The organism is Cecembia lonarensis LW9, from assembly GCF_000298295.1.
Classification (GTDB): domain Bacteria; phylum Bacteroidota; class Bacteroidia; order Cytophagales; family Cyclobacteriaceae; genus Cecembia; species Cecembia lonarensis.
Window position 1 is genome coordinate 44902 of sequence record NZ_AMGM01000010.1, and the last position, 22566, is coordinate 67467.

16 protein-coding genes are annotated in these 22566 nt (G+C 43.1%); 12 read left to right on the forward strand and 4 right to left on the reverse strand.

What is annotated here, in order from left to right; all coding sequences use genetic code 11:
* Positions 1-126: 126 nt before the first annotated feature.
* On the reverse strand, positions 127-1611 hold the full coding sequence (locus B879_RS05090) for a S10 family peptidase (RefSeq protein WP_009184080.1): 1485 nt from the start codon (positions 1609-1611) through the stop codon (positions 127-129).
* A gap of 361 nt (positions 1612-1972) precedes the next feature.
* On the opposite strand from B879_RS05090, the gene B879_RS05095 reads away from it, so the two are divergent.
* From B879_RS05095 to B879_RS05145, 11 genes are all read left to right on the forward strand, one after another.
* Positions 1973-4456, forward strand: coding sequence for a S9 family peptidase (locus tag B879_RS05095; protein WP_009184081.1), 2484 nt, complete (start codon positions 1973-1975; stop codon positions 4454-4456).
* A 730-nt stretch (positions 4457-5186) separates the two neighbouring features.
* The gene (moaA, locus tag B879_RS05100; RefSeq protein ID WP_009184082.1) at positions 5187-6167 is read left to right on the forward strand and encodes a GTP 3',8-cyclase MoaA; all 981 of its coding nucleotides are present in this window, start codon (positions 5187-5189) and stop codon (positions 6165-6167) included.
* A gap of 66 nt (positions 6168-6233) precedes the next feature.
* Positions 6234-6482 (forward strand): MoaD/ThiS family protein, encoded by a 249-nt coding sequence (locus tag B879_RS05105; protein ID WP_040400280.1) that lies wholly within the window; start codon positions 6234-6236, stop codon positions 6480-6482.
* Positions 6439-7566 carry a HesA/MoeB/ThiF family protein gene (locus tag B879_RS05110; protein ID WP_009184084.1) on the forward strand — a complete coding sequence of 376 codons (1128 nt, stop codon included), beginning with the start codon at positions 6439-6441 and terminating at the stop codon, positions 7564-7566. The genes B879_RS05105 and B879_RS05110 overlap by 44 nt, the downstream gene beginning before the upstream one ends.
* Positions 7567-7571: 5 nt before the next feature.
* The gene (locus B879_RS05115) at positions 7572-8018 is read left to right on the forward strand and encodes a molybdenum cofactor biosynthesis protein MoaE (protein WP_009184085.1); all 447 of its coding nucleotides are present in this window, start codon (positions 7572-7574) and stop codon (positions 8016-8018) included.
* A 36-nt stretch (positions 8019-8054) separates the two neighbouring features.
* Positions 8055-8666, forward strand: coding sequence for a fumarylacetoacetate hydrolase family protein (locus B879_RS05120; RefSeq protein WP_009184086.1), 612 nt, complete (start codon positions 8055-8057; stop codon positions 8664-8666).
* Positions 8653-10503: a M23 family metallopeptidase gene (locus B879_RS05125; protein WP_009184087.1), complete on the forward strand. Its 1851-nt coding sequence runs from the start codon at positions 8653-8655 to the stop codon at positions 10501-10503. Before B879_RS05120 ends, B879_RS05125 begins: the two co-directional genes overlap by 14 nt.
* A 27-nt stretch (positions 10504-10530) precedes the next feature.
* Positions 10531-10980, forward strand: coding sequence for a thioredoxin-dependent thiol peroxidase (gene bcp, locus B879_RS05130; protein ID WP_009184088.1), 450 nt, complete (start codon positions 10531-10533; stop codon positions 10978-10980).
* Positions 10981-10990: 10 nt separating this feature from the next.
* Entirely contained in the window at positions 10991-11842 is an 852-nt protein-coding gene (locus B879_RS05135) for a transketolase (protein WP_009184089.1), read from the forward strand.
* Position 11843: 1 nt separating this feature from the next.
* A complete protein-coding gene (locus tag B879_RS05140; protein ID WP_009184090.1) occupies positions 11844-12812 on the forward strand; it encodes a transketolase family protein in 969 nt (322 codons plus the stop codon).
* A 98-nt stretch (positions 12813-12910) separates the two neighbouring features.
* Positions 12911-14587, forward strand: a complete 1677-nt coding sequence (locus B879_RS05145; RefSeq protein WP_009184091.1) for a glycoside hydrolase family 99-like domain-containing protein — start codon at positions 12911-12913, stop codon at positions 14585-14587.
* Here B879_RS05145 and galE read toward each other — a convergent pair.
* The 3 genes from galE to B879_RS05160 all read right to left on the reverse strand — a co-directional run bounded on the left by galE (position 14541) and on the right by B879_RS05160 (position 21996).
* Entirely contained in the window at positions 14541-15560 is a 1020-nt protein-coding gene (galE, locus tag B879_RS05150; RefSeq protein WP_009184092.1) for a UDP-glucose 4-epimerase GalE, read from the reverse strand. The genes B879_RS05145 and galE overlap by 47 nt on opposite strands.
* Positions 15561-15593: 33 nt before the next feature.
* On the reverse strand, positions 15594-18731 hold the full coding sequence (locus tag B879_RS05155) for a PKD domain-containing protein (RefSeq protein WP_009184093.1): 3138 nt from the start codon (positions 18729-18731) through the stop codon (positions 15594-15596).
* A gap of 121 nt (positions 18732-18852) precedes the next feature.
* The gene (locus tag B879_RS05160) at positions 18853-21996 is read right to left on the reverse strand and encodes a PKD domain-containing protein (protein ID WP_009184094.1); all 3144 of its coding nucleotides are present in this window, start codon (positions 21994-21996) and stop codon (positions 18853-18855) included.
* 93 nt (positions 21997-22089) lie between these two features.
* Between B879_RS05160 and B879_RS05165 the strand changes: the two genes are divergently transcribed.
* Complete coding sequence (locus tag B879_RS05165) at positions 22090-22419, forward strand: L-rhamnose mutarotase (protein ID WP_009184095.1); 330 nt, start codon at positions 22090-22092, stop codon at positions 22417-22419.
* The last annotated feature ends 147 nt before the right edge of the window (positions 22420-22566 follow it).

A 22566-nucleotide genomic window follows, 5' to 3' on the forward strand; every position in this document is an offset into this window, starting at 1 on the left:
TCTTCTTTAAAATTGAATTCTTATTTCTTGTGTCTTGTGTCTTATGTCTAATCTCTCGCTTCTCGCTCCTACTTGCAGCAGGCAAGGCTAATCTCCTACCTAAAGGCAGGCAAGCTCGCCTCTCTCCTACCAGTACTTCGCTGGCTGATCCTTTGGAGGAATGGTTTTCAAGATAAACTGTCTAACGTCCTCATTGGAATTCTTCAAATCTTCCGCTCTCAGGTACATCATGTGACCGCTTCTGTAACCTTTGAAGCTCATTCTGTCCTGCAATTTTCCCGCAGGGTCCATTTGCCACATGTTGTATTTGGCATTGAAGTAATCCGTACCGCCGTCAAAATAACCGGATTGGGTCATCACATGCAGGAAAGGGTTCTGCAACATAGCCTGAGCCAATTGCATCCCAGTATTGTCATTGCTTCTGTCCCAAGGATGAACTGGACCAAAGAGATAATAAGTCAGGTCAGTCTCGTATTTCAGGATATTTTTAGCATAGTAGTTCATCGCTGGAGAAAAAGCATGGTTCCAAGCAGTCAAGGCAGGATCATAATCGTATCTTTCACCCGCATCGGTCTGGTCAATACCTCTATAACGGCTATCCAATCGACCAACAGTCAATCCTTTATCACGCATCAATTCCTTCCAGTAGAAGCTGGTAGGCACTGCCAGGGCATGCTGCAGGAAAACCTCCTCTTTGATACCAGAATAATAAGCCATCTTTTTGGCGATAGCCTTTCTTTCTGCCTCAGGCAATGCACCTCCTTTGGCAATAGCAGGCAATACCACATCTAAAGTGTATTGCTCCACTTCAGGCAGGATATCATCTAGGTCTTTTGCCTGAAGGTCTGCTGGCAATACTTTATGGTACCAAGCAGTAGCCGCGAAATAAGGCAAGTAGTTGGCTTTGGCCACAGGACCACTTCTGTCCAATCCTAATCCTGTCGGAGAAACCAAAATCACGCCATTAAGGTACATCCAATGGGCATTCTGTAATTCACTTGCCAAGCCGGAAACCCTGGTGGTACCATAACTTTCACCAATCAGGTATTTTGGAGAAGGCCAACGGTTTTGTCTGGTCACAAAGGTCTTCACCCAATCAGCCAAATACTTCACATCAGAATTGATGCCAAAGAAAGTAGACCTTGGTGTTTCCTTGTCTACAATTCTGGAGTAACCGGTATTGACCGGATCAATGTACACGATGTCCGCTACATCCAGGATAGAATGTGGATTTTGCTTCACTCCATATGGTTGCAAAGGGTAACCCTCATCATCAATGTTCAACACATAAGGGCCAGTATAGGCCAGGTGCATCCAAAGAGAACCTGAACCAGGTCCTCCATTAAAGGAGAATACCAAAGGACGGGTGCTTTTATCCGTTACATCGGTTCTTTCATAATACGTATAAAACAAGGTGGCTACGGCTTTGCCATCTTCATTCCATACGGGCATGGTACCGGCAGTAGCTTTATAAGGAACTCTGTTACCTTTGATGGTCACGGTACCATTGGTTACTGATGAGGATTCTACTTTGATGTCTCTGGTTTCCTGTGCCTGCGCATATAGCACGGCAAAAACCAGCATAAATAACGTCAGTAAGTTTCTTTTCATAGTGTTTTTTTCATTTAATACTGTTTAAATATACCAACACTGGATTTGAAACGCATCTGATTTATATGGAGGGGAAAGAGATTGTGATAAGTGGGATTTCGAAAGGTGGAAGTTGGAAGGATGTGTCAAGTAAAACCAGGCCGTCAAGGCACCATTAAGAAGGTAAAAGGCTAAAGGTAAAAGGGGGAACATGGTGAGTTTTAAAGGTTGGTTCATTTTAAGGCAAAAGTTTTTTGGGGGAATTGTGCCAGAGGCAGCGGGTGTGGATAGTTTTCATGATTGCTAAAAACCTAATTTTCCATCAGCGGTTATCCATTAACCCGACTTTGTTTTAGTTTCGGGGTCATAAAATTGATGAGTTATGAAGAAAGTTTACCTCTTATTCTTTTGCTGGTTGGCAATAGGGGCAGTACAAGCCCAAATTTCCCCCACTGAAGGTAATTATGAATTGGCCGCCAGGTTCTCTCCTGAGAAATTGAAAAAAATGATTTTCAGTACCTCCGTAGATGCCCACTGGCTGAAAAAATCAGACCGCTTTTGGTATGAATACGAAACTACCGAAGGCAAAAACTGGTATATCGTTAACCCTGCGACGAAAAGCAAAGCCAAGCTGTTTGACAACGACAAGTTGGCTGCTGAAATCACCAAGGTAGTCAGAGACCCCTTTGATGGACAGCATCTGGACATTTCCAACCTGAAATTTCTGGAGGATGAAAACACCATTGAATTCAAGGTTAAAAGTACCCAAGAAGTACTGAAGAAAGACTGGGAGGAAATCAAGGCCAAAAATAGAAATGCCAAAGATTCCCTGGAGAAGAAAACCTTTGTTTTCCGCTATAACATCAACAGTCAGCTGTTGACCGAAATCACCGATCCTGAAGAAGAAGCCAAAAGGCTTTCTTGGGCAAATATCTCCCCCGACTCTTCCAAGGTGGTTTTTGCAAGACACCATAACCTGTATTGGATGGATAAGGAAAACTTCCTGAAGGCGGTTAAAGATGAAAAAGACAGCACCATCGTAGAGCACCAACTGACCACTGATGGGGAAAAAGACTACACCTATGGCGGTTGGGGCCGTGGGGAAGACAATGTGGAAGAGGAGAAAAACAAAGACAAAAGAAAAAGAGCTTCCATCCTTTGGTCAGACAATTCCAAACAGTTTATCCTGACCCGTTCTGATGCAAGGGAGGTAAAAGACCTTTGGGTGATACACAATACAAGAGACCCAAGGCCCACTTTGGAAACCTACAAGTATGCCATGCCTGGTGAGAAAGAGCAACCCATTGCTGAGCTGTACCATTATTCTTTTGATACAGAGAAATTATCCAATCTGGATGTCAATACTTTCAAGGACCAAACCATTGGACTTTGGTCTAAAGATATTCCTGCTTCTAACAGGGATGATGATTTCAAACCGGTAAAGTGGTTGGGAGACAACGATTATTTTTATTTCTCCATTACTTCCAGGGATTTGAAACGCATAGACATATGCCGTTGGAACATAAAAGAAGGCAAAAAGGAGATCATCGTAGAAGAAAGAAGCAATACCTACATTGACATCAGCAAACCTGAAATCATCAACAATGGCACGGAAATGATCCATTGGTCTGAGCGGGACGGTTGGGGTCATTTTTACCTCTATGGTACTGACGGCACTTTAAAAAGACAACTTACCTCAGGCCCTTACCACACGGAATCGGTGGCACGGGTGGATGAAAGGGCCAGAATGCTATACTTCGTTGCCAATGGCAGAGAAAAAGGAGAAGACCCTTATTATGAGCATTTGTACAAAGTCAGCCTCAATGGAGGAGCGGTTACCCTGCTAAACCCGGGAGACTATAACCACAGCGTGTCCATGAATGACAGGGCTACTTTCTTTGTGAATAATTTCAGCAGGGTAAACACAGTTCCAGCCTCTGCCTTATATGACAATATGGGCCGAAAGGTCATGGATTTGGAAACGGCAGATCTGAGTTCCCTCTTTGCCGCAGGCTACCAGTTCCCACAACCCTATAAAGTCAAAGCCGATGACGGAATTACTGATTTATTTGGGGTGATGTACCTGCCTTTTGACTTTGACAGCACCAAAAAATACCCAATCATCCAATACGTATATCCAGGACCGCAAACCGAGGCTGTAAATAAATCCTTTGGCCGATCCATGGACCGCATTGACCGATTGGCGCAGTTTGGCTTCGTGGTGGTCACCATTGGTAACCGTGGTGGGCATCCTGCCAGATCCAAATGGTACCATAACTATGGCTATGGCAACCTAAGGGATTATGGTCTGGCCGATAAAAAAGCAGCGGTAGAGCAATTGGCTGACCGACATGCCTTTATTGATAAGTCCAGGGTGGGTATACATGGCCATTCAGGTGGTGGTTTCATGTCCACAGCGGCCATGTTGGTGTACCCTGACTTCTTTAAAGTGGCAGTATCCTCCGCAGGAAATCATGAAAACAACATATACAACCGCTGGTGGTCTGAAAAGCACCACGGCGTAAAAGAAGTAGTGAGCCCTAAGGGTGATACCACCTTTGTTTACCAAATTGAAAGGAACCCGGATATTGCCAAAAACCTCAAAGGTAGGTTGCTTTTGGTAACGGGAGATGTGGACAATAACGTCCACCCTGCCAACACCATCCGCATGGCCAATGCCCTGATAAAAGCCAATAAGCGATTTGATTTCATTATTCTTCCAAGCCAGCGCCATGGCTTTGGAGACATGACGGAGTATTTCTTCTGGAGAATGGGTGATTATTTTGTGCAACATTTATTAGGAGACAATACACCTCCTCCGGTGGATATGTTGGAGATACAACGGGAAATCCCGAAGACAAAGTAGGAATCAACAGGATACCTTTACCCTCAAAACCTCTGTCCGCAGTATGATGTGGGCAGAGGTTTTTTTTAAAGAAGCCCCTTGGCGTATTACGGAGAATTTGAAATTTGGTATTAACTGATGAGGGAATGACATGTATTGCAAAACCCCCAAAGGGGGTTAAACCTTGAATAGCCCCAGGTGGCAACCTGGGGGATAATTGTTATGCCGATTTAGGTCAACCCTGAAAGGGGTTGAACAAATTCTAAAGAGAAGGAGTCTGTCAATGGTTACCTGGAGTATGGTGGAGTCAGATGTCTGCCCCTTAGTATTACGGGGGATCTCCTTTGGTAAAGAAATCCTTCTCCGAATTGGGAAAATGACCTATAAAACAACTTGTTCCATGCATTGTGGATAAATTGGCGACACCCAGCCTTTTTTAAAACCAGACAGTTGGCTCTTGGAAAACTATAGGTACTATGTTTGGGGTTAAAAAAATCTGCCACAAATGTCCCTCTGCGGTAGAGAGGGATGAAGCTTCAATGGCTGTCATTTGTTTTTCTTAACATTTTCCTAAATGTTGAATTCTCAGAATGACGGTTACTCCTAACTGTCACTGGAAGATTCAAAACGAAATTTCCACACACAAAAGGAAACTATTATGGAAAAAACCTCCTTATAAATAACCAATAATATAGTATAATGGCAATTTCCGTTCATTTTTACGATATTAGTAACTCAGAATTCCTTCAATATGCTTATAGACCAACACAACCGTATCCACGACTACCTGCGCATTTCCCTGACAGACAGCTGTAATTTCCGTTGTGCTTACTGCATGCCCAATGAGGAAATAGAGGTACTCCCCCAATCCCGGCTGATGTCCACAGCCGAAATTGATCAGATTGCGGGAGTTTTTGTGGAACAGGGGGTTAAAAAAATCCGATTGACCGGTGGAGAACCGTTGGTGAGAAAAGCATTTCCTGAAATCCTAGACCGCCTTTCCAAATATCCGGTTGAACTGACCATGACTACCAATGGTATTTTGGTGCATAAACACATAGATCAGCTAAAGCAGGTAGGCATGCGGACGCTAAATGTGAGTTTGGATTCTCTCAACAGGGAAACCTTTTTAAAACTCACCAAAAGAGATCAATTGGATCAGGTGTGGAACAATATACTCCTGCTCCTGAAAGAAGGGTTCAGGGTAAAAATAAACGCCGTGGCACTCAATGGCATCATAGAAAAAGAAATCCTGGATTTCGTGGCTTTGACCAAGGAATATCCACTCCACGTACGCTTTATTGAATTCATGCCCTTCGAAGGCAATCATTGGAAAGTGGACAAAGTGATCACAGCCAAGCACATGCTTGACATGGTCAAAGAGGCTTATGATGTGGTCAAACTACAAGATGAACCGCATGCCACGGCAAAAAAATACATGGTTCCGGGCCATCAGGGGACCTTTGCCTTTATCACCACGATGAGCGAGCATTTTTGTGGAGATTGCAACAGGATGCGCCTCACGGCAGACGGTAAAATGAAAAATTGCCTCTTTGGCAAGGAAGAAATGGACTTGTTGGGAACCTTAAGGCAAGGAAAGGATATCCTACCCCTCATCAAGCTTTCTGTACATCGGAAGCATGCCATTTTGGGCGGTCAGTTTACACCTGACTACCAGAAGACAGATGCAGAAAAAATTCAAAATAGGAGCATGATCAAAATTGGCGGGTAATAAATGCCATCTTTAACATACATTCGCATTAATCATTGGGTGAATGCATTAAGCCGAGTCATCAACATGGAATTGATAAAAAATAAAATAAAAGTAATTGCCTTTGGTATGGTTGCAGAAAAAATGCAGACGGCTGAACTGCAGCTAGAGGGCATACCTTCCACAGATGTACTGAGGGGTTATCTTTACCAACAGTATCCCGGTCTTGAAGGGATTAAATTTGGCATTGCCATCAATAAAAAACTTACTTCTGGCAATCAGATAATCCCCCATGAGGCCGAAATTGCCCTGCTCCCCCCATTTTCAGGAGGATGATATGAACAGGTTTGCCAGACAGATCATATTACCGGGTTTTGGGCAAGAAGCCCAGACAAAACTGGAACAGGCCAAAGTTTTGGTCATCGGTGCCGGTGGGCTTGGCTCCCCTGCCCTGCTTTACCTTGCTGCCGCAGGCATTGGCACCATTGGCATCATGGACGGCGATACCGTAGCAAAGAGCAATTTAAACAGACAGGTCATCTACGGAGATGCGCAGGTGGGCATCAACAAGGCAGAAGCCGCAGCACATTACCTGAAATCCAAATACCAGGACATCAAAATCGAGTGCATTCCGGAATTCATTACTACCGCCAATGCAGCCGCTAACATCGCGCCTTATGATTTGATCATAGACGGCTCTGACAACTTCCCAACCCGATACCTGGTCAATGATATTTGCATCCTCTTAGGGAAACCTTTGGTGTTTGCAGCCATTTATCAGAATGAAGGACAAATAGCCCTTTTCAATACCAAAGAAGGAGATATAAATTACAGAGATCTATTTCCTGAACCACCCAAGGATTCAGAAATTCCAAATTGTAGTGAAACAGGTGTTATTGGTGTGCTTCCAGGTATCATGGGCACCCTACAGGCTGCTGAGGCCATCAAATTTTTGACAGGATACGGAGAAGTATTGGTGGGGAAAATGCTGTATTACAACCTGCTCAATCATCAGACATACACCCTGAATTTGGATAAGCATCCCTCATCCGAAGGAATGCTGCCCAAAAATCTATCGGCATTCGAATCCAGGGATTATGCCTTGTTCTGCGATGAAAGGGAGGTGATCAGCTGGAAAAAAGCGCTGGAATTGATGCAGAAAAATACCTCCTCCTTGCTCATTGACGTCAGGGAACTCAACGAACAGCCAAAACTCCAAAGCCATGCCCATCTTAAAATTCCATTCACCGGCCAAAATAAAGTGATTCCGGAGATGCAGGAAGCAGATGACATTTACCTTTTTTGCCAATCAGGCATCAGGAGCCTGAGGATGGCAAGATTATTAAGTCAAACTCTAACTGGAAAAAAAATATATTCAATAATCGGAGGTATTGAATCTCCTGATGCACCTTTAAACTGATCAACATGGAAAAGCAAAGAAAACCCAAAAACATATTTGTAGAAGGTCCAATTTCACCTGAGAAAATCGCTAACTCTATCGCCAACCATTCCAGCAAGACAGATATTGGCGGTCATAGCATTTTTTTGGGTCAGGTAAGGGCTGATGAAAAAGAAGGTGGAAAGGTAAGGGCCATAGCCTACACGGCCTATGAAGAAATGGCCCTTGAAAAAGCCTATGAAATCAGGGAGGCCGTATTTTCCAAGTATCCGCTGACCTGCATGCACATTTACCACAGTCTGGGAGAAGTGAAAACAGGGGAAATCTGCCTTTTTGTATTCACCTCTTCCAGACACAGAAAAGCAGCTATAGATGCCTGTGAGGAATTGGTAGAGCGGATCAAAAAAGAACTGCCTATATGGGGCAAAGAACTGGTGGATAATGAAAAGGAAGTTTGGAAGGAAAACCAATAAAAATTCATTTTCTTTACGTGCTATTAAGTCCTACCCATGAAGATTATTGCCATAGGCAGAAATTATGCCGAACACATTGAAGAGTTAAAGAATGAGCGTCCCAGTGAACCGGTGGTTTTTTTAAAACCGGATACTGCTCTTCTCAAAAATGGAGACCCTTTTTATCACCCTGACTTTTCCCAAAATATCCATCATGAGGTAGAACTGGTCCTCAAAATCTCCAAAGAAGGCAAGTTCATCCAAAAACAATTTGCCCACCGCTATTTTGAGGAAATAGGCATTGGTATTGACTTTACAGCAAGGGATTTACAGGAAAAATGTAAAACTAAAGGTTTACCTTGGGAAATTGCCAAAGCCTTTAATGGATCTGCGCCAATTGGAGGTTTTTTGCCTGTGGATGAATTTCAGAATCTTCAGGATATTGCCTTCCACCTCCATATCAATGGAGAATTGCGTCAAAAGGGCAATACTTCCATGATGCTTTTTGACTTTGGTGATATCATTACCTATGTTTCGCAGTTTTTTACCCTAAAAAAAGGAGATCTGATCTTTACTGGCACCCCTGCAGGCGTCGGAAAGGTCAACATCGGCGACCAGTTGGAAGGTTTTATTGAGGATAAAAAACTCTTGGATTTTGAAGTCAAGTAAGTTTCTCCTTGTATTTCTTTTATTCTTTTCCTTTAAGCTTCAGGCGCAGGAATACCTGTTTCCCGTCAAACCCGGTGAGCGGGCTTCCCTTTCAGGTAATTTCTCCGAAATAAGGCCCAATCATTTCCATTCAGGCATAGATGTAAAAATCGGAGGTGTGGATGGAGAACCTATTCTCGCCATCAGCGATGGCTATGTACACCGGATCAAATTGTCCACCTATGGTTATGGCAATGTCATTTACCTCAAGCATACCAATGGACAATCCTCCGTATATGCCCATTTGAGGAACTTTTCTCCCAAAATTTCCCGATTCATGCGGGAGGAAATGTACAAAGCCGAAAAAAATGAATTGGAGCTTTTTCTAAGTCCTGAAACCTTGCCTATCAAAAAGGGCGAAATCCTAGGCAATGGCGGAAATACCGGCAGTTCGGGTGGACCCCATCTGCACTTTGAAATACGGGACAGCCTGGAAAGGGCTTTGGATCCTTTCAGCTTTGGGTTTGCTGAGGTCGTGGATAATACGCCTCCCCAACTCTATCGGGTAGCCATCAGGCCTATAGGGCTTGATTCCCGTGTGAATGGCAAGTTCCAGCGACAGGAATTCAATCCCGTTTTGGAAGGTGGCCGTTATGTACTCAGGGAACCGATTAAAATCACCGGAAAGATAGGTGTGGAAGTCTATGCCATTGACCGTATGGATGGCGTCAACAATATTTTTGGTGTGCCTACCTACGAACTTTGGGAAGGAGGCAAAAACAGGTTTAAGGTTCATGTGGACCATGTAGATTTTGCACATACCCGTTTCTTGCTACAGCATACCCATCAAAACCGCTTTATCAAACTGTACTTAGAGCCCAATAATCCCATGCAGCTGTACCGGCCGGACAGTTTGGGCGCTGGACTGATTGGGTTGCTACCGGGCGAACATAGTGAAGTCACCGTTCAGATGATAGATTTCTTTGGTAATGGCAGGGCTTTGTCCTTCCAAATGGAAGGGGAAGAGCCTAAACATTTCTTCAGCCCTGCAAATGTGAACAGCAGTGGAAGGACCCAGGTAAGCTACCACCGGGAAATCATGAAAATAGAGGCTGCTCCCTCCTATTTTGGTAATTTGGCTAGGGTCTATGTCAACAGCCGGGAAATGGAGCTGCCACCTGCATACATGGAACAGGGAAAGCGCATATACCTTTGGGACATGAATTTTGGTATCCCTGACTCTGTGGATTTGTGCACAGAAATCCTAAAAACCTCAGTGGTTAAAAAAATTCCTTTTGGGAAGGAAATTTTCTTTGCCAACCGGGACATTGCTATTCATTTTGCTGAAAACAGTATGCTTGATGATCTGTTTTTACGGATAGAAAAAACTAACAATACCAAAATCAGGATCAACAGCCCACAGGAATACCTCCAGGCCAACATGGAAGTATTGTGGAAAAATCCTGGCAAAACAGAGCTTTCAACATTCACTCATGTCTATTTTCAGGCAGGTAATGGACGGAAAAGTTTTGTTGGTGGTGAATGGGAAGGTGAAGATATCCGTTTCAAAACCAGAAATTTTGGTACTTTTGTGCTGGAAGAAGATAGAACTGCGCCAAGCATTCGCCCTGTCCGCATCAATAGAGAAGAAATTCGTTTTCTGATCAGGGATGACAAATCAGGAATCAGGGACTTTGAAGCTTATGTGGATGGAAAATGGCTCCTGATGCGCTATGAGCACAAGCAAAATCTGATCTGGTCTGAAAAATTGGATAAACAACCTTTGAAGGGAGAAGTTTTATTGAAAGTACGTGATATGGCAGGCAACGAAGCCCGGTATACCGCGGTCATTAATTAAATTATTCACCTTAAAAAAAATAGAAAAATGTCACTAGAAGTAGGAAACACAGCACCTGACTTTGAAGCAAAGGACCAAAATGGAAATTTGATCAAGTTATCGGATTTTAAAGGAAAAAAGGTTGTACTTTATTTTTACCCTAAAGACAATACCCCTGGATGTACTGCTCAGGCCTGTAACCTTAGGGATAATTACGAAGCCTTACAAAATGCAGGATATGTAGTGTTAGGTGTCAGTTCTGATTCTGAAAAATCTCACCAAAAATTCATCGAAAAACAAGGTTTGCCTTTCTCCCTTATCGCAGATGAGGATCTCAAAGTACATGAAGCTTATGGTACCTGGGTAGAGAAATCCATGTATGGCAGAAAGTACATGGGAACTGCCAGAACCACCTTTGTCATCGATGAGGAAGGTAAATTGGAAGAGATTATTGACAAAGTGAAAACCAAAGAGCATACAAATCAAATTCTCAAATAATTCCAATCCAATGGAAACACAATCAATCGATCAACTCAAGAAAATCTGTTCTCAAGTAAGAAGGGATTGTCTCCGCATGGTACATGCCGTACAATCGGGACATCCAGGAGCAGCCTTAGGTCTGACAGAGTATTTTGTGGCGCTATATTTCAAAGAAATGGAGCACAACAACAGCTTTGACATCGACGGAAAAGGTGAAGACCTGTTCTTTTTATCCAATGGCCACGTCTCTGCACTTTGGTACAGTGTATTGGCCAGAACCGGCTACTTCAGCACAGATGAATTGGGAACTTTCAGGAAAATCAACTCCAGGCTTCAGGGACATCCGGCGACGGAAGAAGGTTTGCCGGGCGTAAGAATTGCCTCCGGCTCATTAGGTCAAGGTCTTTCTGTAGCCATTGGAGCAGCACAGGCCAAAAAACTCAACCAGGATGACAGAGTAGTTTATGTCATGATGGGAGATGGTGAGCAGCAGGAAGGACAAATTTGGGAGGCAGCCATGTATGCAGCCCATTACAAAATTGACAACCTGATTGCTGCAGTGGATTATAACGGTCAGCAAATTGATGGGCCTACTGAAAAAGTAATGGACCTGTTAAACCTAAGGGCCAAATATGAAGCTTTTGGCTGGGAAGTGATCGATATTAAAAAGGGGAATGAAATAGAGTCTGTTTTGGAAGGATTGACCAAGGCCAAATCGCTTATAGGAAAAGGAAAACCTGTACTGATTCTACTCTACACAGAAATGGGTTATGGCGTAGATTTCATGGTTGGTACACATAAGTGGCACGGAGTAGCTCCGAATGATGAACAACTGGAAAATGCTTTGGGACAATTAGAAGAAACACTTGGAGACTATTAAAATGGAAAAGACCTTAGATTTAAAATACACATATACCGAGAAAAAAGATACCCGTTCAGGATTTGGAGATGGATTATTGGAGGCAGGCAGGAAAAACCCCAATGTAGTGGGCTTATGCGCTGACCTTATCGGTTCATTAAAAATGGGTGCCTTTCAAAAGGAATTTCCGGAGAGATTTTTCCAGGTAGGTATTGCAGAAGCCAATATGATCGGTTTGGCGGCAGGCATGACCATCGGCGGAAAAATCCCTTTTACAGGTACCTTTGCCAATTTCTCAACCGGGAGGGTTTACGACCAGATCCGTCAATCTGTGGCCTACTCCGAAAAAAATGTCAAAATCTGTGCTTCACATGCAGGCCTTACCTTAGGCGAAGATGGTGCCACGCATCAGATTTTGGAAGATGTGGGCATGATGAAAATGCTCCCAAACATGACCGTTATTGTCCCATGTGACTATAACCAAACCAAAGCAGCGACTTTGGCTTTGGTGGACCATCATGGTCCCGCCTATTTGAGATTTGGACGCCCTAGCTGGCCTATCTTCACAGCAGCTGACCAAAAGTTTGAAATTGGCAAAGCCATCAAAATGATCGAGGGAACCGATGTGACCATCTTTGCCACCGGACATTTGGTATGGGAAGCCATTGTGGCCGAAGCCATGCTCAGGGAAGAGGGCATCTCTGCTGAAGTGATCAATATACATACCATCAAGCCTTTGGATGAGGCTGCTATCCTTGAGTCTGTTACCAAAACAGGTTGTGCAGTTTCAGCCGAAGAACATCAGGTAAATGGTGGCCTAGGCGACAGCATCGCTCAGTTATTGACTAGAAACCACCCAGCTCCATTGGAATACGTAGGTGTAAATGATGCTTTTGGTGAATCCGGAACACCTACCCAACTCTTGGAAAAATATGGCTTAAATGCAGACAACATCGTCAAAGCAGCCAAAAAATCCATTGGGAGAAAATAAACTGCTTGAAAAATAAAACATTAACCGTGGTGCAAAAGCATCACGGTTTTTTTATATTTGATTAGTTTCTTTTTTGTTTAACCAAAATTAAAACAGCCATGAAGCTATTTTCTTCTTTTTTACTTTTTGCCATTATCCTCGCGGTAGACCCTGGAAGTTGCGAAGAAAAACTCAAAAAACTTACTTCTACAGGTACCAATGAGCAAACATCTCCAACACCTGAGCCCACTGTTCAGCAAAATCCGGATTTTGAAGCTCCGGTTATTTTTGATGAGGCCGCAAGAGTAGCTTCCAACGAGCAGCAAGCAGGCCACCTTGTAGGTGTCTATTTCATGCCTTCTTGGAATACCTCCGGGGACCCTAAACGGGATGTGGACAGTTTCTGGTCCTGTCTAACAGGCAGAGAAGATTGTTCAAGCTTACAAAACCCCGGCATATGGGGGCCAAGGGGAAGGATCTATAACAGGCAATATCCCTATGAAGGACCTTTTTTGGAGAGAAAACCTCATGCCAGCTTGGGCGGCTTCTACAAAAGGGATGACCCCAAAACAGCGAAGAAGCAATTGGAGTACATGAAAAATTATGGTATTGATTTTTTTGCCTACAATTGGTTTTTTGGAAGACACTACTACTATCATTTGTATTTTGGCCCTCAGTCCAAAATTTACTACCCGGAAGGTTGGAAAATTGACCCTAACCGCGATGGCAGGGTGGCTGTCCCCGGCCTCGAGGAATGGTCGGATCAACTGACCGTCTTATTACAGGAAAATGAGAAGCTCCCAGCTGATAAACAGATGAAGTGGGCCATCAACTGGTGTGATGACAGTGATGAAAGGTGGAAATTATGGCTGGACCTGGGTTCTCCTGAAAGTATGGCAGCAGGCAGAAACTTTCCTGGGGAAAAACCTGACAGGAACCTCTACTTACAGGTGCATGATAAAATTACCCAGTTGTGGATTGACAAATATTTCAAAAGGAAAGATTATCTAAAAGATCCTGACGGCCGCCCTATTGTGTATTTTTATTTCCCACAAGATACGGAGTCCAGAGCCTCCTTTTATGGTATCAGCATGAAGGAATTATTGGACAGGTCAAAGGCATTGGCCATCAAAAATGGCCTGAAAGGGATCAAATTTATTGCGGTTGCATCTGGAGCGATGATGCCCAATGAGCGACAGTACGGCATGCCTACCCGATGGAGGCCCAATAACAGCCGGGAACCCTGGAAAGGAGGCAGATATACTGACCGCTTACTTTTTCAGGATTACGTTCCAAGGTTAAAAAACATGGGCTTTGAAGGACTGACAGCCTATGTATACCACAACTTCTTTGAACTGGACAATAAGAGTTTTGCGGACATGCGCAAAACCTACCAAGGGCATTGGAACCGATGGGCTGAACAATTTAAAAATGACCCCAATTTTGAATACCAAGTACCCGTAGCAATGGGTTGGGACATGCGCCCCGCCGGTGGTACCTGGCCCCAACAGACTGGCTTTCCTTCAGAACCCCAGAAAGATCGGGTACATAGCAACAAAGCCACCTTCAAAGCTAAGTTAGAAGAGGCACGCACCATTTCGGAAAAGTACAAACCTACCAATGGAAATACCATCATGATTTGCTGCTGGAATGAATACCTTGAAGGTAATTACATTGAGCCAACAGAAGGACATGGTTTTGCTTATCTTGAAGCCATTAAAGAGGTTTACATGGACAGGAGGACCGGGTTTATTCCCGCTCCCCCAGCTTTTGCTGCCAGTTCCAGGAATCCCTAAGGGAATCTTCTAGACTGTATTGGGCCTGCCAGCCAAGAACCTTATTGATCTTGTCTGTATTGGCCCAAACCTTTTCTATATCACCCGGACGTCTTGGCCCGATATGGTAATTCAGAGGCTTTCCACTGACTTTTTCAAAAGTTTTGATGACTTCCAATACGGTATTCCCTTTACCGGTGCCTACATTGAACAAATCGTAAAAGTTATCCTTTTGCCTGAATAGGTATTCCAGTGCCTTGACATGGGCATCAGCCAGGTCCATCACGTGAATATAATCCCTGATACAACTGCCATCAGGCGTATCGTAGTCACTGCCAAAAACGGTAAGTTTTTCCCTGATACCAACCGCTGTCTGGGTGATAAAGGGAACCAGATTGTTAGGAACTCCCAATGGCAACTCACCAATTTCACCCGAAGGATGAGCTCCTACAGGGTTGAAATACCTCAAGGAGATGACCCTGCTGGCAATACCGCTCTTGATATAGTCTCTCAAAATATCCTCACAGATCTTTTTGGTATTACCATAAGGGCTCTCAGCTTCCTGACGGGGCGTTTCTTCACTTACAGGTAATATATCCGGTTGGCCATATACCGTACAACTTGAAGAAAAAACCAGTTCTTTGACGCCAAAATCGACCATAGTCTCCAACAGAATCAATAAGGAGTCAATGTTGTTGGTATAATATTTCAAGGGTAGCTGCGTACTCTCCCCTACTGCTTTGTATGCTGCAAAATGAATCACGCCTTCAAATTGATTTTCAGCAAAAATACGCTGCATGAGGGCCTTGTCATTGCAGTCCCCTTCATAACATTTAAGTGCTTTTCCCAGGATTGTCTCTATTCCAATCAAAGCAGACTTATTTGAATTGGAAAAATTATCTATGATTATCGGCTCAAAACCAGCATTGACCAATGCTACTGCCGTATGGGAACCGATATACCCGGCTCCACCAGTGATCAAAATTTTTTTCATATAAACAAATATTAAAGTGCAATTATAAAGGTTTTATCTGATTAAAGTAAAAATACCCCTTTGTTGTCTTGATTTACCCTGACCATCCAAAGTAAAGAAATATTCAATCATGTAAGAATAGGTGCCATTCGGTGCATCTTCCCCATCTATGAGGCCATCCCAGCCAGTGTCACCTGCAAAAAGCAATTGTCCCCACTTGTTATAAACCATCAATTTAAAATCAATGGCACAATTACTCACACCCATAAATGGGCCATCTGAAGGAATGAAGCCGGTAGGCATACGCAATTGGGGAACCCCTTCATTCATTTCTCCAATGAAATTTTGGCTACAGCCATTCGCATCAGTCACAGTAAAAGGATAAATACCCGCTGGAATATCTCGAAGAGACGGACCCGTTGAACCATCCCATTCCCAGGTTATGGTATAAGGTGCTGTGCCACCTTCCGGAATTACACTGAGTATTCCGCTTGCAATACCTGGACAAGCAATTTTTTCTATATCAGTAAGTGCTTTTATAGGTTCCGGAGAGCCTATACTTACTTCCAACTCAAATATGCATTTGGCCGCATCGATAACCTTAAAGGTGTAATCACCCCTTTCCAGGTCAAATATTTGAATAGAACCTCCCATGACCAACACTTTCTCTTCATCTACCCTGTATGGAGGGAGGCCTCCTTTTATGTTAAAACTCACATAACCATCGACACTATCATAACAACTTGCATCTACAATGGCAGGGTTACCCACCAACTCCATAGGCTCAGACTCCTTGATTTCAAGTTGTTCAAGGAAAATCTCACAGCCCCCTGTATCGATGATCAAAACTTCATAAAACCCCGGGTTTAAGGCCTCAGCCAAAGGAGCATCTAAGTCCGGATCGTGGCTCCATTTGAAGTTGTATTGACCGCTTCCTCCAGTCACATTCAAACGTATAAAACCATCGGCTGAACCGGGACAAATAAATGCCGTCAGCTCGGCGATATCCGCCATCAAAGGGGGGTTGACCGTAACTTCAAGTTTCTTGGATTCCCCTACACAGGAAAGGTTGATTTCACTCAATTCCTCGTACCAGATTTCACCTTGCGTGCCGACAGGTCCCCAGTCAACCTCTACTTCAGGGGCCGAAGGGTCAGAAAGGATTGTCCCACCGTTGATAAACCATGCATATTTGCGGTTTGGCAAACGGTCTTTGACTTCATAATTGTAGGTCATCCCTTCCTGAAAACAAACCTGACTGATACCTTTAGCCAGTCCGGGCTCTATGAACTCATTGACCAGCACATCGTAAGCTTTTTCAGGGGCTAGGCAGCCCTGTTCGGTTACAGGAATAGCAAAAACTTTTGCATCAGGGTTGAATCCCCCCCATCGGATCCGAACTGAAAAATCATCCGATTCCAGAATCTCTCCTCCCGCTACGTCCCAAAGCACTTTATTTACGTTGAGAGGATTTTCAAAGACATAAATGGCCTCGTCAATTTCCGGACAAACACTCTCAGGCCCCTCTATTTCACCAAATGTTTCCAATACTTCCACATCGAAGAAAGCTTCTTCTATCTCATCACAAGCCATATTCCCGGTTAAGGCAACTATTTTCACTTGGTATTTTCCCGGGCTATCAAATACATGATCGACCGTTTTTCCCTCTTTGACTTCGGAACCATCACCAAAATTCCATTCAAAAATTTCAAACTTGGGATTCCTGGGCATGACGGTCCAAGACCCATTTTCTCCAAGACAGGCTACATTTTCTCCGAAAACCTCAAAATCATAGGCTACTTCTGTTTCATAATTAAGGTTATTAAGACTGGCGCCTGCTGAATAACCATAAGATTCAATAAAGCCTGAACCATAGGCATATGCAATAAGACCCTCTGGATTTAAAAGTGTATGACTACCTTCCTCAACTTTAATTTGGGCATAGGCATAATTGGGATTTCCCGGTACAGGATTAAATTGATTACCCACATTTACCCCATCCAAAACGGTCTGATTGACAGCATTTATGGGCACCAATATGTTAACAAAATGATCTACAATGCCCACAACACCGACAGAGGAAAAAACAGTCCTTTTAATCATTTGTGGGTTGGGACTTAGGGTAATCATGGTGGGGTCCCCATCACTGGCACCTGGTCCAACCTGAATATTGCACATGTAACTTTTTGCAAAAACCGTAACGGCAATAGGCTTGTCTCCTGTAATGGAGGCCAATTCTTCTCTACCAAACGAAAATGTAGTAAATTTACCTGCGTTTAAACTAGCCCTTTCTTGGCCATTGATAAATACCTTGGTGTTGTTCTCAGCGGCCAAAACTTTTACCATTTCACCGGATGTCCTTCCCGCCAAAGGGATATGGATGTATTCCTTACCCCATGAATAAGTAGGATATATTTGCTGAAACAGGTGATCTCCGGTTGACGCATTTTCGCAGTCAAGCCCAACAGATGTCATTTTATTTCCACCAAATACAGCAATATTTTTACAATCATCTTCCGATGAGCCTATTACTTTAACCCTTGTACCTGTGAGATCACCTACTGCCTTTATCTGATAACTCTCTCCCCGGTTAAGGTCTATGGTTAAAGTGGAACCAGGAGGAACAGGTACCGGATCAAGGCTCTGTGCTGACAGCAAGATTTCAACTTTAGTATCATTCTCTGTGGCCACTATTAATAAGGTGCTTTCAAAATTTCTATTGTTACCTGGGTTTGTACCTTCAGCAAACCGTTCATAATGGGCAGTCACCCAATAATCTTTACCAATGGAGGACAATGGCAGTACCACTGTGCCATCTGCACTTCTTTCCCTGAAATTAAATGCATGAACCGCTATGTTTCCATTAGAAAAGACATAGACTCCCTTGTCTTCAACTATTCTTGAACTTCTGTGTATCACATCTACTCCAGTGGTAGGAAACTCATACACAAACTGCTCCCCTTGCTTAATAGAAAAGGGAATTCGGTTGTTGGGATATTCTATAAAACCCTCAGCATCTTCTTCGGCAGAAATCAAAAGGGTGGCCTGATCGATCCTGTTGGGTGTTACCCTATGATTTTCCATAAAGCCAACAAAAAATTCCCGGCCAATTGTGGTGGATTGGGCCAATAAATCAACTTTCGGTAAGAACCCGAAAATAAAAACGATAATTAAAACTTCACGAATCCTCATTTTCAATCTACTGACTGATGGTCCAATTTATCAATAAAATTCTTAGAAAAAGCCCTCTGGCCTAGGGAACATCAAATGATTTTTATAGAATAATCATTTTACACGCTAAAAGGTTATCTAATTATTGTAAAAGCGTAAAAATACCCCGTATTTCTTTGGTTTGAAATTGATCATCCAAAACAAAGGTATATTGATACATATAGGAATAAGATCCCAATGGAGCAGGTTCTCCCTTGATGGTCCCATCCCAACCTTGCCTGCCGGAATAAACCATTTGTCCCCATCGGTTGTAAACTGTCAGCACAAATTCTACTTCGCAATTGGAAACACCGCTAAACAATCCATCTCCCGGCAAAAATCCTGTTGGCATCCTGATTTGGGGCGCTGCTTCCTTTACTTCACCTACGCCAACCGATATGCAGCCACGGCTGTCTGTGACTTCAACCGGATAAATGCCTTGGGATAAACCTGTGAGTTGTATACCGTTTGACGCATCAAACTCCCAACTGTAGGTAAAGGGTGAAAAAATAGATTCAGGAAGGATAAGCAGTTCTCCGTTGGATTCGCCGGGACAACTGGGCTTTTGAAGCTGCACAATGACAGTTTCAGGTTCAGGTGAATCAATATCGAGTCTCAGAGGAACAGAGCAACCATTGGCGTCTTTGATTTCTAAATCGTAGCTTATGCCTTCGAGGTTATCAAAAAAGATTTCATTTTCATCAATGCGGGCTGCATCAAAATCCACGGTATAGGGAGCCACACCTCCAGCTATCCATACCTTAGCGCTACCATCAGCCTTTCCAAAGCAGGAAATAGCTACATTTTCTACACGCCCTACTTCCAATTGTGCGGGTTGCTTGATTAGCAATTCCCCAGAGAATATCTCACAGCCTGAAGCATCTTTCACTTGAACGGTATAATTGCCGGCATGCAGTCCATTGGCTTCGGGGGCATTTAAATTCTCGTCATGGCTCCAAAGGTATTGTAAAGGCTGAATTCCCCCACTGAGATTTAATTTAATGACTCCTGAATTGTCTCCGAAACAGGAAAGATCGGCAATTTCCGGTTCTAAAAATTCAAAAATTCCATTCACCCTAACTTCCAAAACAGGAGAGTTTCCTTCACATAATTCATCTGTTAAACTGAACTCCCTAAAAGAGACCTTTCCCATGACAGAAGGGTTTTCCCATGCAATCCTTGCCTTACCGGCTGAAGCCTCAATGAGTCTTCCGTTTTCGACAAACCATTCATAACCCCTGCTTTGTAAAGCATTGGGGACGACATATTCATAAATCTGATCAGGGTCAAAACAAACTTGGGTAGTACCTTCGGGTATTTCGGATTGGATCACCTGATTTATCCTTACAGGCATTATAACTTCCTGCTGAGGACAACCTTCCAAGGTAAAGGGTATGGCCAGAATGGAGGCATCCGGATTGGCAGCCCCCCACCTAACCCTGACAGTGCCTGCCGCTTCATTGACTTCCAAAACTTCTCCCCCTTCTATTTTCCAGGTAACCTTAGAAAACGCATCTGCACTCTCAAAAATATATAGAAGCTCTTCCACTTCGGGACAGGCCGATGCTATTCCCGAAATTTCCCCACTTATTTCATTCACCTCTACAGTAAATATTACCTCTTCCTGTTGGTCACAACTATTGGGACTAATGGAGGCAATAACCTTAACTTCAAACTGTCCCTTTTCAGTAAAAGTATGCTGCACGTTTTGACCTTCCTTAGGAACAGATCCATCTCCAAAATCCCACAAAAAATACGTAAAAACATCATTTTCAGGGATGATTTCCCAGGATGCTTCTTGGTTCAAGCACGCAACCCTATCCCCTTCAACTTCAAACTCATAAATCGGGCTAACTTCAAAATTAAGGTTATTCAAACTCGCCCCAGCCGCATATCCATAAGACTCCACATCTCCAAAACCATAGACATAGGCAATAAATCCATCATTATTCCTCAACCTGTGTACCCCTTGTGCAATGTTGATTCTTGCATAAGAAAAATCAGGTGACTGAGGAAAAGGTGCAAATCTGTTGCCTATGTTTTGACCATCTAAGAAGGTAAGTCCGGCAGTGTTTGTCCTGACAATGACGTTGACGTAATGGGCGGTAACTACCGGAAGCTTTATCGCATTGAATGTCACAGATGTCAGTAACTGTTGGTTTGGGCTGTAACTGATCATAAAAGGATCTCCATCCCCATAAAAAGGAGCATTGGGCTGATTACATTCCTGGCTTTTTGAAAAAACAGTGACAGCCGTCGGCTTACTACTGCTTATACTTTTGACCAGGTCCGGGCCAAAATCTAAGGTTAAGTACTCCCCTGCATTCAATACTCCTACATTTTGTCCATCAACGAACAAATTGGTGTTATTTTCAGCAGCGACCACTTTTACAAGTTCACCGGAACTTCTACCGGCCATGGAAACGTGGAGGTATTCAGTACCCCAGGTTTTAATGGGATACAAATGTTGAAACAAATGATCATTGGCCCCGCCACAATTGCCAACACTGGTCCATTTATTACCTCCAAAAGCAGCAATATTCTTACAATCTGCCGGATTATCTCCTATCACCCTAATTCTGGTACCTGTCAGGTCGGCCTTTGATTTGACCTGGTAACTCTGACCGGCATTCAAGGTAATGGTAAAAGGTACATTGGGCTGGTTTCCTGATAATGTAAAAACCGAGGGCGTAATTTCTATTTGGGTATTGTCCTCGACTGCAACCACCATAAAAAGGCTTTCATCATTTACATTAGGTGCATAATTGTAAGCCGTATTAGCCGTCATTATTTCAAAATGGGAAGTGACATAATATTCTTTTCCCAATGAGGCAATGGGTAAAACTACCGTTCCATCGGCAGACCTTATCCTTTCATTAAACGCGTACACGGATATATTTCCTGAAGACTGAACATATACGCTTTTATTTTCTATCACCCCGGAAGTACGGACCAACATGTCCTCATCTTCAATTTTGTAAAAAAACTCCTGCCCTTCCTGTAAGCTAAAATCTATCCTGGTATTCTGGTATTGGATAAAACCTTCGGCATCTTCTGCTGCAGTGATCAATACAATTCCATAATCAAGCGCTGAGTTATCAGGGTTATTGTAATTGATCACCCGGTTGTTTTCCATAAAACCAAATCGAAATGCTTTTCCGACGGTGGACAGCTGACCGTAGGCTACTTGCTCCATCAAAACCAACAGGCATAGCAAAAAACATACATGAAAAACCTTACCACGCATAAATCCATTCCAAATTCAGATTTCCAATATAAAAAGCTATTTTGAATATTGTTTTCAATTGCCAAAAGAATAACCATTAAATAAAATTCAATCATGAAGCGATACTGTCTTGTCCTGGACTTAAAAAATGATTCCCAACTGATCCAGGAATATGAAGCCCACCATAAAAAAGTTTGGCCCGAAATTCTGAAAAGTATCAAGGATTCAGGCATCACATCTATGGAAATTTACCGATGGGAAAACAGGCTGTTTATGATCATGGAAACAGATGATGGTTTTTCTTTTGAAGCAAAAAGTAAGGCTGATCTTGCCAATCCAAAGGTTCAGGAATGGGAGAAGCTTATGTCGCATTATCAGCAAACCCTTCCCGGCAGGGAATCAGGTGAAAAGTGGCAGGTTATGTCTCAAATTTTCAAGTCATAAAAGCCATATTTAATAAAATAGATCACTCATTTTCAGTAATTTAAATTTATCCGATTAAATTTTAGTTTACTTGTCACCCTTCATTATTTAAATTTGAAAAAAGATGGTATATTCAAGTTTGAAGACCATATGATTTTCCAATATTTA

What these genes read in the sequence shown, in the direction of transcription:
- B879_RS05090 (WP_009184080.1), bottom strand. Translation starts at nt 1,611, where the DNA reads ATGAAAAGAAACTTACTGACGTTATTTATGCTGGTTTTTGCCGTGCTA.
- B879_RS05160 (WP_009184094.1), bottom strand. Translation starts at nt 21,996, where the DNA reads ATGCGTGGTAAGGTTTTTCATGTATGTTTTTTGCTATGCCTGTTGGTT.
- B879_RS05135 (WP_009184089.1), top strand. Translation starts at nt 10,991, where the DNA reads ATGGAAACACAATCAATCGATCAACTCAAGAAAATCTGTTCTCAAGTA.
- B879_RS05145 (WP_009184091.1), top strand. Translation starts at nt 12,911, where the DNA reads ATGAAGCTATTTTCTTCTTTTTTACTTTTTGCCATTATCCTCGCGGTA.
- B879_RS05165 (WP_009184095.1), top strand. Translation starts at nt 22,090, where the DNA reads ATGAAGCGATACTGTCTTGTCCTGGACTTAAAAAATGATTCCCAACTG.
- B879_RS05110 (WP_009184084.1), top strand. Translation starts at nt 6,439, where the DNA reads ATGAGGCCGAAATTGCCCTGCTCCCCCCATTTTCAGGAGGATGATATG.
- B879_RS05115 (WP_009184085.1), top strand. Translation starts at nt 7,572, where the DNA reads ATGGAAAAGCAAAGAAAACCCAAAAACATATTTGTAGAAGGTCCAATT.
- B879_RS05105 (WP_040400280.1), top strand. Translation starts at nt 6,234, where the DNA reads ATGGAATTGATAAAAAATAAAATAAAAGTAATTGCCTTTGGTATGGTT.
- B879_RS05155 (WP_009184093.1), bottom strand. Translation starts at nt 18,731, where the DNA reads ATGAGGATTCGTGAAGTTTTAATTATCGTTTTTATTTTCGGGTTCTTA.
- galE (WP_009184092.1), bottom strand. Translation starts at nt 15,560, where the DNA reads ATGAAAAAAATTTTGATCACTGGTGGAGCCGGGTATATCGGTTCCCAT.
- B879_RS05120 (WP_009184086.1), top strand. Translation starts at nt 8,055, where the DNA reads ATGAAGATTATTGCCATAGGCAGAAATTATGCCGAACACATTGAAGAG.
- bcp (WP_009184088.1), top strand. Translation starts at nt 10,531, where the DNA reads ATGTCACTAGAAGTAGGAAACACAGCACCTGACTTTGAAGCAAAGGAC.
- B879_RS05095 (WP_009184081.1), top strand. Translation starts at nt 1,973, where the DNA reads ATGAAGAAAGTTTACCTCTTATTCTTTTGCTGGTTGGCAATAGGGGCA.
- moaA (WP_009184082.1), top strand. Translation starts at nt 5,187, where the DNA reads ATGCTTATAGACCAACACAACCGTATCCACGACTACCTGCGCATTTCC.
- B879_RS05140 (WP_009184090.1), top strand. Translation starts at nt 11,844, where the DNA reads ATGGAAAAGACCTTAGATTTAAAATACACATATACCGAGAAAAAAGAT.